Annotated in this window: 14 protein-coding genes and 1 tRNA gene; 9 read left to right on the top strand and 6 right to left on the bottom strand. The window is 59.3% G+C overall.

Annotation, left to right across the window (positions count from 1 at the left end; genetic code table 11):
• Positions 1-2 precede the first annotated feature (2 nt).
• The 9 genes from HMPREF2822_RS05785 to nusB all read left to right on the top strand — a co-directional run bounded on the left by HMPREF2822_RS05785 (position 3) and on the right by nusB (position 6,943).
• Positions 3-809 carry a shikimate dehydrogenase gene (locus HMPREF2822_RS05785; RefSeq protein ID WP_070522189.1) on the top strand — a complete coding sequence of 269 codons (807 nt, stop codon included), beginning with the start codon at positions 3-5 and terminating at the stop codon, positions 807-809.
• 58 nt (positions 810-867) lie between these two features.
• Complete coding sequence (locus tag HMPREF2822_RS05790) at positions 868-1,260, top strand: prepilin peptidase (RefSeq protein ID WP_070522192.1); 393 nt, start codon at positions 868-870, stop codon at positions 1,258-1,260.
• Between the two features lie 51 nt (positions 1,261-1,311).
• Complete coding sequence (gene aroC / locus HMPREF2822_RS05795) at positions 1,312-2,523, top strand: chorismate synthase (protein ID WP_070522195.1); 1,212 nt, start codon at positions 1,312-1,314, stop codon at positions 2,521-2,523.
• Positions 2,520-3,029: a shikimate kinase gene (locus HMPREF2822_RS05800; protein WP_070522199.1), complete on the top strand. Its 510-nt coding sequence runs from the start codon at positions 2,520-2,522 to the stop codon at positions 3,027-3,029. The genes aroC and HMPREF2822_RS05800 overlap by 4 nt, the downstream gene beginning before the upstream one ends.
• A 75-nt stretch (positions 3,030-3,104) precedes the next feature.
• Complete coding sequence (gene aroB, locus HMPREF2822_RS05805) at positions 3,105-4,175, top strand: 3-dehydroquinate synthase (RefSeq protein WP_070522202.1); 1,071 nt, start codon at positions 3,105-3,107, stop codon at positions 4,173-4,175.
• An 18-nt stretch (positions 4,176-4,193) separates the two neighbouring features.
• Positions 4,194-4,619, top strand: coding sequence for a type II 3-dehydroquinate dehydratase (gene aroQ, locus HMPREF2822_RS05810; RefSeq protein ID WP_070522204.1), 426 nt, complete (start codon positions 4,194-4,196; stop codon positions 4,617-4,619).
• Between the two features lie 42 nt (positions 4,620-4,661).
• On the top strand, positions 4,662-5,753 hold the full coding sequence (locus tag HMPREF2822_RS05815; RefSeq protein ID WP_070522207.1) for a M24 family metallopeptidase: 1,092 nt from the start codon (positions 4,662-4,664) through the stop codon (positions 5,751-5,753).
• A gap of 94 nt (positions 5,754-5,847) precedes the next feature.
• Entirely contained in the window at positions 5,848-6,411 is a 564-nt protein-coding gene (efp, locus tag HMPREF2822_RS05820) for an elongation factor P (protein ID WP_070522210.1), read from the top strand.
• Between the two features lies 1 nt (position 6,412).
• On the top strand, positions 6,413-6,943 hold the full coding sequence (nusB, locus tag HMPREF2822_RS05825) for a transcription antitermination factor NusB (protein ID WP_070522213.1): 531 nt from the start codon (positions 6,413-6,415) through the stop codon (positions 6,941-6,943).
• Between the two features lie 111 nt (positions 6,944-7,054).
• Here the strand turns inward: nusB and HMPREF2822_RS05830 are convergent, their stop codons facing one another.
• From HMPREF2822_RS05830 to HMPREF2822_RS05855, 6 genes are all read right to left on the bottom strand, one after another.
• The gene (locus HMPREF2822_RS05830; protein WP_070522216.1) at positions 7,055-7,819 is read right to left on the bottom strand and encodes an amino acid ABC transporter ATP-binding protein; all 765 of its coding nucleotides are present in this window, start codon (positions 7,817-7,819) and stop codon (positions 7,055-7,057) included.
• A complete protein-coding gene (locus HMPREF2822_RS05835; RefSeq protein WP_070522219.1) occupies positions 7,819-8,772 on the bottom strand; it encodes an amino acid ABC transporter permease in 954 nt (317 codons plus the stop codon). Before HMPREF2822_RS05835 ends, HMPREF2822_RS05830 begins: the two co-directional genes overlap by 1 nt.
• Positions 8,765-9,646, bottom strand: a complete 882-nt coding sequence (locus HMPREF2822_RS05840) for an ABC transporter substrate-binding protein (RefSeq protein ID WP_070522222.1) — start codon at positions 9,644-9,646, stop codon at positions 8,765-8,767. Before HMPREF2822_RS05840 ends, HMPREF2822_RS05835 begins: the two co-directional genes overlap by 8 nt.
• A gap of 3 nt (positions 9,647-9,649) precedes the next feature.
• Positions 9,650-10,465, bottom strand: coding sequence for a DUF368 domain-containing protein (locus HMPREF2822_RS05845; RefSeq protein WP_070522225.1), 816 nt, complete (start codon positions 10,463-10,465; stop codon positions 9,650-9,652).
• A gap of 136 nt (positions 10,466-10,601) precedes the next feature.
• A complete protein-coding gene (locus HMPREF2822_RS05850) occupies positions 10,602-10,877 on the bottom strand; it encodes a hypothetical protein (RefSeq protein ID WP_070522228.1) in 276 nt (91 codons plus the stop codon).
• Positions 10,878-10,944: 67 nt separating this feature from the next.
• Positions 10,945-11,018: transfer RNA gene (locus HMPREF2822_RS05855), tRNA-Leu, on the bottom strand.
• Positions 11,019-11,108 lie beyond the last annotated feature (90 nt).

Below are 11,108 nucleotides of genomic sequence, written 5' to 3' on the forward strand. Positions count from 1 at the left end.
TGATGCCCCGCGCCGCAGTTCTGGGCAGCCCTGTCGCTCATTCCTTGTCCCCGGTCCTCCATAACGCAGGCTATGAAGCTGTGAATTTGGAGGATTGGGACTACACCAAGATTGAGGCGACGGACCTAGCTGCCTTCCTCGCCAATGCGGGGGAGGAGTACCGCGGCTTTTCGGTCACCATGCCGCTCAAGTTCGACGCACTCGCCTGCGCGAACATCGTCAGCGAACGCGCCGAGCTCATCGGCTCCGCGAATACCCTGGTGCGCACCGAAGAAGGGTGGCGTGCGGATAACACGGATACCGAGGGAGTTCTGGGCGCGCTCGACGAGCTGCTTGGAAGGTCCCAACCGTCGACGGCACTGCTCATCGGAGCAGGTGGAACCGCACGGCCTGTCCTGTGGGGCCTAGCCCAGCGCGGTGTGCAGGACGTTACGGTGCTCAATCGCTCCGACCGCATCGCCGAGCTGCGCCCGCTGGCTGATGACCTTGGCCTCACCCTCCACGTGGCAACGTTCAGCGATGATCTCGCGGGGCTTGCGCGTTCGGTAGATCTCGTGGTCTCCACCGTTCCCTCCGCCGCCTTGGAAGAGCACCTAACGCAGCTGGCCAAAGCTCCGGTATTTGACGTTATCTATGATCCGTGGCCAACTCCGTTGACCGTTTATGCCGCTGCCGACGGCTACCCGACAGTCGGCGGGCACGTCATGCTGGCCAACCAGGCCTTTTCGCAGTTCGAGCAGTTTACAGGGCACACCGCTCCACGGGCAGAGATGTTGACGGCGCTCAACAAGGCGCTCAAGCTGCCCTAGGCAATTCGCTCTCAACGACCGCGTGCGCCTTGTCTTTCCGCGCGGTAGGCTGCGGGCTATGGGGGATGTGCTTTTCTTGGCGTGGGGGTGCGCCTTAATTGTTTATGACCTGCGTTTTAAGCGCTTGCCTAATTATCTGACGCTGCCGGCCGCGGCTTTATCGTTGTGCTGGTTCAGTTTGGCGGGCCTGCTCTGGATAGGGCTCTACGTGTTAGTGGCCTGGTTTAGCCGTACAGGAAGCGTGGGCGGGGGCGACCTCAAGCTAGCTCTGCCTCTGGGAATGGTGACCGCCCACGCAGCGGGCCTACCAGGGGTTGCGTTGGCGATGATGGGGGCGGCTCTCAGCACCGTGTTGTGGGGAATCATCACGCGGGATAGGGCGCCTGCGCATGGTCCCGGGATGCTGTTTGCTGCGGCTCTCGTCGTGTTCTTTAGCCCCAACACGGTGTGATAGTTGGCCTAGTGACCACGAAAGAAGCCCTGGCATGCGATAATAGTCCGCATGCTTCGTTGGACTACCGCAGGTGAATCTCACGGTCAAGCGCTCATTGCACTCATTGAGCACATGCCGGCCGGGGTTCCCGTTTCCCAAGACGACATCGCTCTCCAGCTCTCTCGCCGCCGCCTTGGCTATGGGCGTGGCGCGCGCATGAAGTTTGAGGCTGATGACCTCACCCTGCTCAGCGGCATCCGCCACGGCTTGACCCTGGGCAGTCCTATCGCCATCATGATCGGCAACACTGAGTGGCCAAAGTGGACCACCATCATGTCGCCCGATGCCTTGGATCCGGAGGATCCGGAGTCCGCTAAAGCTATGGCTTCCGGTCGCGGCGCCCCGCTGACCCGCCCGCGCCCCGGCCACGCCGATTTTGCCGGCATGGTGAAGTTTGATCATTCGGAGGCGCGCCCCATCCTGGAGCGCTCTTCCGCGCGCGAGACCGCCGCCCGCGTGGCTGCAGCCACCGTCGCACGCAACTTCCTTCGTGAAACCTTGGGAGTCGAAGTACTCTCCCACGTGATTTCGATTGGTGCCTCTGAGCCCTATGAAGGCCCGTCGCCCAGCTTTGCAGAAATCGAGGCCATCGATGCTTCTCCGGTTCGGGCCTGCGATAAGGCCGCAGAGGAATCTATGATCTCAGAGATTGAAGCCGCTAAGAAGCAAGGCGATACCCTTGGCGGCATCGTTGAGGTCATCGTGGAGGGCTTGCCAATTGGCTTGGGCTCGCACACGTCAGGGGAGGACCGTCTCGACGCACAGCTCGCCGCCGCCTTGATGGGCATTCAGGCCATCAAGGGCGTTGAAGTCGGTGATGGTTTTGCTGAGGCCCGCCGTCGCGGAAGCGAGGCTCATGATGAGATGGTCCGAACCGATCGCGGCGTGGATCGAGAAACTAACCGGGCGGGCGGTCTAGAAGGTGGAATGACCAACGGCCAGACGCTGCGCTTGCGCGCGGCGATGAAGCCGATTTCCACAGTTCCGCGCGCCTTGAAGACGGTGGATATGGCCACAGGTGGAGCGGCGACTGCCATCCATCAGCGCTCCGATGTGTGTGCGGTTCCTGCTGCTGGTGTTGTTGCAGAAGCAATGGTGGCGTTGGTCCTCGCGCGCGCCGTGTTGGAAAAGTTTGGTGGAGATAGCCTCGCTGAGACTAAGCGGAACATCGCCTCCTACCAGGACTATGTGGCAAGCCGCTTGGATTGGGGTGAAGCATGAGCTCCCCACGCGTTGTCTTAGTTGGGCCTCCCGGTTCCGGAAAGACTACGATTGGCCGCCGTTTGTCGCGGGCGCTGAATTGTGACGTTGTTGATTCTGATGATCTGATCGAGGCCCGCTACGGCAAGGCCTGCGGTGAAGTGTTTTCTGAACTGGGTGAGCCGGCATTCCGTGAGGTAGAAGCAGAAGCGGTGCGCGAGGCACTGGCCACCACTGGGGTCGTGAGCCTCGGCGGCGGAGCAGTGCTGACCGAATCCACACGTGCCTTGCTCGATAACCTGACCGTCGTATTCCTCGATGTCACGCCGGAAGAAGGCGTAAGCCGCACGTTGGGTGATGCGAACCGCCCCGTGTTGGAATCTGCAGATCCATTGGCGCACTATACCCAGCTTTTGGAGGCGCGCCGCCCCCTTTACTCGGAGGTAGCTGATTTGAAGGTGCGCACTGGTGTGCGCTCCCCGCAACAGGTAGTGGGCGATATTCTGAGTTTCCTTGAAACCCTCTAAATCGCCGGCTGTTTTGCTTTAACCTCATGATGAAGCCGCACAATCACCGCTAGCCCAGCCAAAGGAGCACTACTCATGCACACTATTCCGGTTAAAGGACCTTCACCTTATGAGGTCACAATTGGCACTGGTCTGAGCACAGAAGTGATTGGGCGCGTGGCGGACATTGGAGCGGCTAAGGTGGCGGTCATTCACCAGCCGCCGCTCGCGCAGGCTGCCGGTGACCTCGCCGAGCAAGCCCGTGCACAGGGAATAGAGGCAACTCTGGTCGAGGTACCTGATGCAGAGGCAGCTAAGCAGCTCGATGTACTTGCCCGGCTTTGGGATACCTTCGGGGAGGCTGGTTTCAGCCGCCGTGACGCCGTTATTGGTCTCGGCGGCGGGGCCGTGACCGACTTGGCAGGCTTTGCCGCAGCGACGTGGATGCGTGGTATCCCAGTAATTCAGGCCCCGACTACACTGCTCGCGATGGTGGACGCGGCCGTTGGTGGAAAGACAGGTATTAACACTGCCGCAGGCAAGAACCTTGTTGGGGCTTTCCACGAGCCGGACTCAGTCTTTGTCGATCTGGACCACCTGCGCACCCTACCTGCCGACGAAATCGTCGCCGGTTCTGCGGAGATCATCAAAACTGGCTTCATCCATGATCCGCGCATCATCGAGCATTACCTTGCGGATCCTGCCGCTTGCTTGGACCCCGACGGCCTGCTGCCCGAGCTCATCCAGCGTTCCATCGCGGTCAAGGCGCACGTGGTGGGCCAGGACTTAAAGGAATCGGGGCTGCGCGAAACCCTCAATTACGGCCACACCTTCGGCCACGCCGTAGAGCGCCGCGAAAACTACACCTGGCGCCACGGCCGCGCGGTAGCAGTGGGCATGATGTTCATCGCCTACTTGTCCCACGCACGCGGGCTTATCGACGCCAACCTGGTAGTCACCCACCGCGACATTCTCACCCGAATTGGGTTGCCCACAACCTATGAGCAGGGCCATTTCGAACAGCTGCTGGATGGCATGCGCCATGACAAGAAGAACCGCGGTGGCCACATCCGTTTTGTGGCCCTCACGGGAATCGGGGAAACCACGCGCTTGGAAGATGCTACCGTCGACGAGCTGCGCGCAGCCTATGCGCAGCTCGCCTCATAAAAGCTTAAGGAGTTTGCCATGACCATTCTCGTTCTCAACGGCCCGAACCTCAACCGTCTGGGCAAGCGCCAACCAGAAATCTATGGCAGCGAAACCCTAGAGGACATCGAGCGTCGCGTCCGCGCAGCGGCGGGGGAGGAAGAGATCGTCTTCTTCCAGTCCAACCACGAGGGCGAGCTCATCGAGCAGGTGCATCGCGCCGCCGACGAAGGCTGGCCCGTCATCATCAATCCGGGTGGGTTTACGCATACGTCGGTGGCACTGCGCGATGCCCTAGCGGAAGTAGCCGATGGTGCAGGTTTTGTTGAGGTACACCTATCCAACGTGCACGCGCGGGAAGCATTCCGTCAGCACTCCTACCTGAGCCCGATAGCACGCGGTGTCATCGCTGGGCTTGGCTCTTATGGATATGTCGCGGCACTGGGGTACTTCCTCGCAGATTAGCTATCATGGAGTATCGCTTGAAATGAATGGAGTGGTTCTCACATGGCATTAGCCGATACTCGTTATAGCAACCGCCGCCGCAAGCTCATGACCGAGCTCTCTGGTCAGCGCGTCGACGCGATCATCGTCACCCATTTGACGCACGTGCGCTACCTCACCGGCTTCTCCGGTTCGAATGGTGGTCTACTGTTGCGCAAGGACCTCTCCGCGCTCATGGCCACGGACGGCCGCTACACCACACAAATTGCGGAAGAGGTCCCGGATATCGAAGCCACACTCGGCCGCGATGTGGGCCCGCACCTGCTGGGGCAGGTTTCTGAGGACCTTCGCGTTGGCTATGAAGCCGACTATGTCACCGTTTCACAACTTGAGCGGCTGGAGAAAGCAAAACCGGAGGGCGTTACTCTGGTGCCTGTCACCGGCGTGGTAGAGAAGATTCGCCTCGTCAAGGACAATGTCGAGCTTCAAAAACTCGAAGAAATCGCAGCTTTGGCAAACCAGGCGCTGACCGAACTCGTCGAGGCCGGGGAAGTCGCCGCTGGACGCACGGAGCGCCAGGTAGCCGCCGACCTTGAATACCGGATGCGCATGCTTGGTTCGGAACGCGTGAGCTTCGACACCATCGTGGCCTCCGGCGAGAACTCTGCAAAGCCCCACCATGGTGCGGATGACCGCGAACTGCGCAAGGGCGATCTGGTAACGATTGACTTCGGTGCTCACCTCCGCGGCTTTAACTCAGACTGCACCCGTACCTTCGTCATCGGTGAGGTTTCTGATTTCGCCCGCGAAATCTATGACGTTGTCCTGTGCGCCCAGGAAGCGGGTGTCAAGGCAGCGGTGCCAGGTGCCAAGCTTGTCGACGTCGACGCGGCCTGCCGCGACATTATTGCCGATGCTGGCTATGGTGACTACTTCGTTCACTCCACCGGCCACGGCATTGGTCTCGACGTGCATGAAGGGCCTTATGCGGCCACAACCGGAAAGGGTACGTTGGCTGAGGGCATGACCCTGACCATTGAGCCCGGCATCTACGTCCCAGGCAAGGGAGGAGTGCGCATCGAGGACAGCCTCATTATCACTTCAGGTGCCCCGAAGATCATTACGGCTTACCCGAAGGACCTTCAGGTGCTTTAGCTAGCACCCCTTGGCGCCGTACTTGATGCGCGTACGGTATGCTTAGACACTGTTTTCATAGTTTCGACTACAAGTTATTTGGGAGAGTCATTTCATGGCAGATACCACTGATTTCAAGAACGGCCTCGTTCTGAAGATCGACAACAAGCTGCAGCAGATTGTTGAGTTCCAGCACGTCAAGCCCGGCAAGGGCCCGGCATTCGTGCGCACCAAGCTCAAGGACGTGGTCTCTGGCAAGGTGACCGACAAGACCTTTAACGCTGGTGTCAAGGTGGAGACCGCAAACGTCGACCGCCGCGACATGACCTACCTGTACAACGATGGCCAGAACTACGTGGTCATGGATGATAAGACTTTTGAGCAGTTCGAGCTGCCGTTTGATAAGTTCGGCGACGCTGGCAAGTTCCTGCTGGAGAACATGCGCGTTCAGGTGTCCTTCCATGACGGTGAGGCTTTGTTCGGCGAGCTGCCGATCTCCGTTGACCTGAAGGTGGAGCACACCGAACCGGGCCTGCAGGGTGACCGCTCCAATGGTGGCACCAAGCCGGCAACGCTCGAGACCGGTGCCGAGATTCAGGTTCCGCTGTTCATTGAGATCGGAAACGTTCTCAAGATTGATACCCGTACCGGCGAGTACCTCTCTCGCGTCAACAACTAAGATGACCCAACCAGAGCCAAACTATAAGCGCCACACGGCGCGCTACCGAGCACGTCGCCGCGCCGCGGATATTCTTTTCGAAGCTGAATCGCGCGATGTTGATCCGGTAGCCATCGTTGAGGACCGCGTAGAGCTGGCCCGCGACCCTGAAAACGGCGTGGCGCCGGTCGCGGACTACACCCGCGAAATCGTCAGCGGAGCTGCCGAAGAACTGGATGACATCGATGACGCGATCGCCCGCTACCTCTCCAGCGAGTGGTCGCTCGAGCGCATCCCGGCCGTCGATCGTGCGATCATGCGCGTAGCGGTATGGGAAATCCTCTTCAACGCGGATGTGCCTAACGCTACCGCGCTCGTCGAAGGTGTCGAGCTTGCCTCGGAATACTCCAATGACAAGGCAGCACCTTATATCCACGCTGTGTTGGATGACGTCATCCAAGCCCAGTCTGCGGATAGCCCAATGGAATCGGCTTCTGCCGAGGAATCTGAAGAGCCCACAGTGACTGGTGAAGCGGAAGGGGACGCCGAGTAGCGTCTGTGCCTTTCGTGGAAGCCCTAAACTCCGGCCACTAATCCTTTGCGGATTGGCCGGAGTTTTGTCGTGGATGAGTTGATAGGGCAGTTGGTTCCTTGGCTAGGTGCGCTAGAGCAGCGAAGAGAGGAAATCCTTCGTGCGCTGGTGCTGCGGATTGTCCAAGACTTGCTCGGGGGTTCCGGTTTCAATGACGCTGCCGCCGTCCATGAAGACGATGTTGTCGGCGACTTCACGTGCAAAGCCCATCTCGTGAGTAACGACGAGCATAGTCATGCCATCGGCGGCAAGCTCCTTCATAACGCGGAGGACCTCGCCGACCAGCTCGGGGTCGAGTGCGGAGGTGGGTTCGTCGAAAAGCATCAGCTTTGGATCCATGGCCACAGAGCGGGCAATGGCGACGCGCTGCTGCTGACCACCGGAAAGCTGCACCGGGTACGCATCTGCCTTGTGCGCGAGGCCCACCTTTTCCAGCAGTTCCATCGCTTTCTTCTTTGCCTGCTCTGGATTCTGTTTCTTCACCTGGACGGGGGCCTCGATGATGTTTTCCAGTACTGTGCGGTGGCTGAACAGATTGAACTGTTGGAACACCATGCCGATGTCTTGGCGCTGAGCGGCGGCTTCCTTTTCGGAGATTTCATAGAGCACGCCGTTGCGTTCACGGAATCCAATGAGCTCGCCGTCGACGTAGAGGCGGCCGGCCGTGACCTTCTCTAGGTGATTGCAGCAGCGAAGGAAGGTTGATTTTCCGGAACCGGAGGGGCCCAGTAGGCAAGTGACCTCGCCGGGCATGACGGTGAGATCGATGCCCTTGAGAACCTCGAGCTGACCGAAGGATTTATACACATTTTGTGCAGAGATCATTGGGGTGGTCATTAGTTCTTTACCTCCGGGATGACAGACACGTTGCGGGGAATGGTTCCTTCAGCATCCGCCAGCGCAGCCAGCTGGCGGCCGGTGAGCTCGCGGGTGGCGCCACGTTCGAAGCGGCGCTCCAAGAAGTACTGGCCCACCATAAGAAGCGAGGTGATGGCCAAGTACCACGTCGCTGCCACCATGAGAAGCGGGATAGGCTCGAAAAGCGCAGCGGAAATATCCGTGGCGCGGCCGAAAATCTCTGCGGTGTAGGGAATTGCCACCACAAGGGAAGACGTCTTCAGCAAAGAAATGAACTCATTACCGGTCGGCGGAATGATGATGCGCATGGCTTGCGGGAGAACCGTGCGGCGCATGGTCATCCACCAGCCCATACCCAGGGCCTTGCTGGCTTCCTTCTGGCCCTCGGGAACCGAGGAGATTCCGGAGCGGACGATTTCCGCCATGTAGGCGGCTTCGTTCAGGCCCAAACCGAGCACGGAGAGTAGGAATGCATTGGTGAGTACCTCTGTGAGAGAAATCTCCGTAAACCCGAGGTTGATGGATTGGTAGAGCGCGGAGAGCAGACCCCAGAAGACGAGCTGCACGTAGATCGGGGTTCCTCGGAATAGCCACAGGAAGAGCCAGGACACACCGCCGAGCACGGGGTTGGGGGACATACGCATCACGGCGAGAGCGGCGCCGCCCACGACGCCGATGATCATCGCCAGAATCGTAATCGCGATGGTATGCAGCGCGGCGGTGGCGATGCGAGTGTCGAAGAGGTACTGGAAGTAAGTGCCCCATCCGAAGGCCTCGTTGCGTGCCGAAGAGATGACGAACCACACAGCAAGGAGAACGAGGAGGGCGGCGAAGACCCATCGCCACGGGTGGCGAAGTGGCCGGGCTTCGATCTTTGGTGGGGTAGCCGAAGCCGCAGAATCCGATGCTGCCGGGAGAGAGGAATTAGTCATTGATCGGCCTTTCATTAATCATTGCGTGTTCGACGAGCCCCTCGGTAACGCCCCATTTTTCGAGGATTTCTGCGTAGGCCCCGGTGTCAATAAGGTGCTGGAGCGCGGCCGCCACGGCAGGCCCGAGCTCGGAGTCCTTAGGTACGGCAAACCCATAGGGAGCGGCGTCAAACATTTCGCCGACCATGGACATACGCCCATCCGAGCGGTTGACCGCCCACGCAGAGACTGGTGAGTCCGCCGAAAGTGCGTCCGCGCGGCCCATGAGTACCGCAAGGGCGGCGTTGTCACTCGTGTCATAGGGAAGGATGGTTAGGTCCCCATCGCAGGCTTCTTGCTTCGGACGCAAGTCGTCAGTCTCAGACACGGTGGTGCGCTGCACCGCGACGGTGAGGCCACAGGGATTCGATGGATCAACCTTGTTGGGGCTGTCGGTGAGCTCCGCCCACTGAATGCCGGCGTAGAGGATATCGACGAAATCGAAGTTCTCACGGCGCTCATCGGTATCGGTAAACCCAGACCCGCCGAGATCAATCTGCCCGGACTGGACTGCCGGCAGGATCATGGAAAAGTCCTGCTCCACCGGCTGGAATTTGAGGCCCATCACTTGAGCGACTGCATTGGCCAAGTCCATTTCAAGACCGATGAGTGAACCATCGGAATCCTTGAACTCGAAAGGCGCAAACGGTGGGTTTGTGCCTACGGTGAGGACCCCATCTGCGTCCTGGTACATCGCGGCGATCTCGGGCACTTCGTCCACGTTAGGCTCTGACCAGCCTTCTGGCAGCGCCGGCTCCTCGTTGGTGACGCAGCCGGAGAGGGCAACAGAGGCCAGCGCTCCGACGGCGCCCACGACGGCCTTCTTCTTATTCATGCTTTAACTCTCTTGATAACTTGCGGCTTTGCGCCTATCCACGACGATGAAAATGGCGACGATGATGCCGCCGAGCGCGAACATGAGCAGGATAAGCGGTGTGGAAGCATCCTGGTCCGCGCCCCACGGCCATAATGCGCGAAGTGAGCCGAGCATAAATCCGGCCATGGCGGCCAAGGTCGGATCGCGGTGGGTATCGAGCAGGTAATTCAAAACCTTGACGAACGCGGCAAGGCCGCACACCGCGCCAAGGGCGAAGACGCCCACGACGGTCATGTTCCGGTCAGAGACCGCGCCAATGACAGGCTGGTAGAGGCCCATCGTCAGCAAGATGAGTGAGCCCGACACGCCGGGGAGAACGAGCGCGCATACGGCCACCATGGCCGCCAAGAACACCACAATCAGGCTGGGGTTTTCGACGGGAGTTGAAGTAAAGCCGGTAACGAAGAAGATCGCGACGGTGGCGATGATGAATGCAGCTATGGACGCGGGCGTAAAACGCGACATCATGCTAATCGGAACGATGATGGACACGGCGACCATGCCGAGGAATAATGCGCGGGACAAGGATACTTGCCCTTCCACAAAGTTGTGGAGCAGCGTGGAAAAACCGAAGACGGCAAGGAACATGCCGGCGGCGACTGAGACGAGGAAGCCCCATTCAACCTTTTTGAAACGGCCGGAAATCAGATCATTGGCGTTGTGCAAGGCGCGTTCATAGATGCCTACGATGAGCGCGACGGTGCCTCCGGAAATTCCGGGGACCAGCTCGGCCATGCCAATGAGGGCGCCGCGAATGGCGTTAAGAATATAGTGCATAAACCGAAAGTAACGTTGACAGTCTCCTCGGTGGGGATGCCGTGCCGAGGGAGAGGAATGAGCAGATGACTCCTTATTCTCTCACTCCGCGACGGGCTTATGCAAACTATTCAGCCCATAGAAGGTTATACGTTGTCTACATTGGCAAGCGCTTGGCCACTTCGCCATAGATTGAGCCCAAGATGGCGAAGGCGGCGAGGCCTACGAGGCCGTCGAGAAGCACGGTGTAGAGGGTATTCAACTGTGGGTCATCGGAGGAGGCTGCGGACTTTCGCAGCTCCTGGTAATAAGAGGAGCCTTCCACCTTGGAAGAAACTTCCTTGTCGGTGCTGGATTCCGCAGCGGTAGCAACGGTGGTACCGCCCAGAGTAAGGGCGGCTGCGGTGCTCAAAGCGATGATCGTGCGACGCATGATGACGGGTTCCTTTCGGTTGAAAACGCTAATACCCCACAACATTCTCTGTTGCGGGGTGGAATTGTGCCCCTGGTGAGACTCGAACTCACACTACACGGGTTTTGAATCCGTTGCCTCTGCCAATTGGGCTACAGGGGCGCACAAGCAACGATACTAGCGCAGCTGACCAATGGGAACCTAATTGCCTGCCTAAGGGTGTTATGTCCATAGGGTTTTTGGACATGGAGT

The organism is Corynebacterium sp. HMSC062E11, from assembly GCF_001811845.1.
Taxonomy (GTDB): Bacteria; Actinomycetota; Actinomycetes; order Mycobacteriales; family Mycobacteriaceae; genus Corynebacterium; species Corynebacterium hesseae.

What these genes read in the sequence shown, in the direction of transcription:
- HMPREF2822_RS05815 (WP_070522207.1), top strand. Translation starts at nt 4,662, where the DNA reads ATGGCATTAGCCGATACTCGTTATAGCAACCGCCGCCGCAAGCTCATG.
- aroB (WP_070522202.1), top strand. Translation starts at nt 3,105, where the DNA reads ATGCACACTATTCCGGTTAAAGGACCTTCACCTTATGAGGTCACAATT.
- HMPREF2822_RS05785 (WP_070522189.1), top strand. Translation starts at nt 3, where the DNA reads ATGCCCCGCGCCGCAGTTCTGGGCAGCCCTGTCGCTCATTCCTTGTCC.
- aroQ (WP_070522204.1), top strand. Translation starts at nt 4,194, where the DNA reads ATGACCATTCTCGTTCTCAACGGCCCGAACCTCAACCGTCTGGGCAAG.
- HMPREF2822_RS05790 (WP_070522192.1), top strand. Translation starts at nt 868, where the DNA reads ATGGGGGATGTGCTTTTCTTGGCGTGGGGGTGCGCCTTAATTGTTTAT.
- HMPREF2822_RS05845 (WP_070522225.1), bottom strand. Translation starts at nt 10,465, where the DNA reads ATGCACTATATTCTTAACGCCATTCGCGGCGCCCTCATTGGCATGGCC.
- nusB (WP_070522213.1), top strand. Translation starts at nt 6,413, where the DNA reads ATGACCCAACCAGAGCCAAACTATAAGCGCCACACGGCGCGCTACCGA.
- HMPREF2822_RS05850 (WP_070522228.1), bottom strand. Translation starts at nt 10,877, where the DNA reads ATGCGTCGCACGATCATCGCTTTGAGCACCGCAGCCGCCCTTACTCTG.
- efp (WP_070522210.1), top strand. Translation starts at nt 5,848, where the DNA reads ATGGCAGATACCACTGATTTCAAGAACGGCCTCGTTCTGAAGATCGAC.
- HMPREF2822_RS05840 (WP_070522222.1), bottom strand. Translation starts at nt 9,646, where the DNA reads ATGAATAAGAAGAAGGCCGTCGTGGGCGCCGTCGGAGCGCTGGCCTCT.
- aroC (WP_070522195.1), top strand. Translation starts at nt 1,312, where the DNA reads ATGCTTCGTTGGACTACCGCAGGTGAATCTCACGGTCAAGCGCTCATT.
- HMPREF2822_RS05835 (WP_070522219.1), bottom strand. Translation starts at nt 8,772, where the DNA reads ATGACTAATTCCTCTCTCCCGGCAGCATCGGATTCTGCGGCTTCGGCT.
- HMPREF2822_RS05800 (WP_070522199.1), top strand. Translation starts at nt 2,520, where the DNA reads ATGAGCTCCCCACGCGTTGTCTTAGTTGGGCCTCCCGGTTCCGGAAAG.
- HMPREF2822_RS05830 (WP_070522216.1), bottom strand. Translation starts at nt 7,819, where the DNA reads ATGACCACCCCAATGATCTCTGCACAAAATGTGTATAAATCCTTCGGT.